Consider the following 1,212-nt stretch of genomic DNA (forward strand, 5'->3'; position numbering starts at 1 on the left):
ACTGGCTGGCTTGGCACTGGCTCGCCTTTACCGTCCTGTTGCTGCGCAAAATCGCCCCAACCCCGACTTCCTAAACAGCTTCAGTTTAAGGAATAGAGCGTTATAACTCCAAGAGCCCGATTTCTTGGACAGTGAGAAGCTGTACTTTGTCATTGGGTAGCACCTTCACGCCGTTGAAATACTGGCTAAGGGACAGCCAGCTCGTTCGATCGAGGCGATACGCAATCCAGTGAATGCCGTCGGGCAGGAGCAGGTGGTCCCACGTGCCGCGGATAGTCCGGCCCGCAACCCCCACCTCAAAAATGCCCGAGGGCGGCAGGGCCCGCAGAGCAGGTGCTTCGGTATGCAGTAAGCACTGGGCCTGCTCATCTACCGCCTGCTGGTACGCTTCATCCAGATTCATCTTGAATAGGTTGTAAATGGCTCAGCGAAAGGGCGGTTCGGAAGTCTGCTATTACGGGTGAGCCTCTTTCTTGGGAGGAGCTTCTAGCAATGGGATTAAGGGCTTCGGGTGCGGAAGCGAGTCCTCAACTAAGCAAGTGCCTTCCACGCGATAATGGCGGGTCTTTTCGGGAAAGACGACCTTATACTTATGGGCGCTCTCAGTTTCTAAAACAGCATCAAATGCGTGCAGCCGTTGATAAAACGCAGCGGAACGGGGAAGCAACTGACCGGCACCGGTGTAGATAAAGACCACGTTGCGGGGGGTGCGCGCGACTTCGTCGGGCATGCGGTGGTCCAGGACGCGTTTCGTGGCAAAGGGCATCACCATGGCCCGGTAGCGAAACGATAAGCTGTCGGGGTAGAGGTAAAGCAATAACATGCCCGAGGAAAACGCTTGGTCTAGTGTGGCCGCCATCTCGGGGTGCAGCTGGGGAAATGCGACCGGGTCGGGCTTTTTCGTTGGGGGCGTACACGCCAACAGCATACCGAGCACAGGGAGGTGGGCAGAGCGCAGATACATGCAGCGAACAGAAAGAGGGCCAACCAAAGGGGGCTGACAAGGTAACAGTCCAGTCTTACAATAGCGCTCGTGACCGTCTAGTACGGTCCAGTTGAGCCAATAGTACCTGGCATGAGTTCAAGATAACGGTGATGCCCTAAACTTAAGCCCGTTTAATGAAAGGAACGTGGCTGTTGCAGAACCAGTTTTCGTAGAGGGAAGATGCAAGGCAAGAAGCTGTTTCTCGACAAAGAGGTGACGCGCTTTCG

The 1,212-nt window shown here is 55.3% G+C and carries 2 protein-coding genes; both read right to left on the reverse strand.

Annotated elements, in window-relative coordinates:
- Window positions 1-100: 100 nt before the first annotated feature.
- Window positions 101-403: a hypothetical protein gene (locus ABD919_RS13880; RefSeq protein WP_345236619.1), complete on the reverse strand. Its 303-nt coding sequence runs from the start codon at window positions 401-403 to the stop codon at window positions 101-103.
- 51 nt (window positions 404-454) lie between these two features.
- Window positions 455-964: a hypothetical protein gene (locus ABD919_RS13885; protein WP_345236620.1), complete on the reverse strand. Its 510-nt coding sequence runs from the start codon at window positions 962-964 to the stop codon at window positions 455-457.
- Between the last annotated feature and the right edge of the window lie 248 nt (window positions 965-1,212).

Origin of the sequence: Hymenobacter saemangeumensis, assembly GCF_039541835.1 — a bacterium.
Taxonomy (GTDB): Bacteria; Bacteroidota; Bacteroidia; order Cytophagales; family Hymenobacteraceae; genus Hymenobacter; species Hymenobacter saemangeumensis.

Excerpts from the sequence above, each read along its gene's own strand:
- ABD919_RS13880 (WP_345236619.1), bottom strand. The coding sequence starts at position 403 with ATGAATCTGGATGAAGCGTACCAGCAGGCGGTAGATGAGCAGGCCCAG.
- ABD919_RS13885 (WP_345236620.1), bottom strand. The coding sequence starts at position 964 with ATGTATCTGCGCTCTGCCCACCTCCCTGTGCTCGGTATGCTGTTGGCG.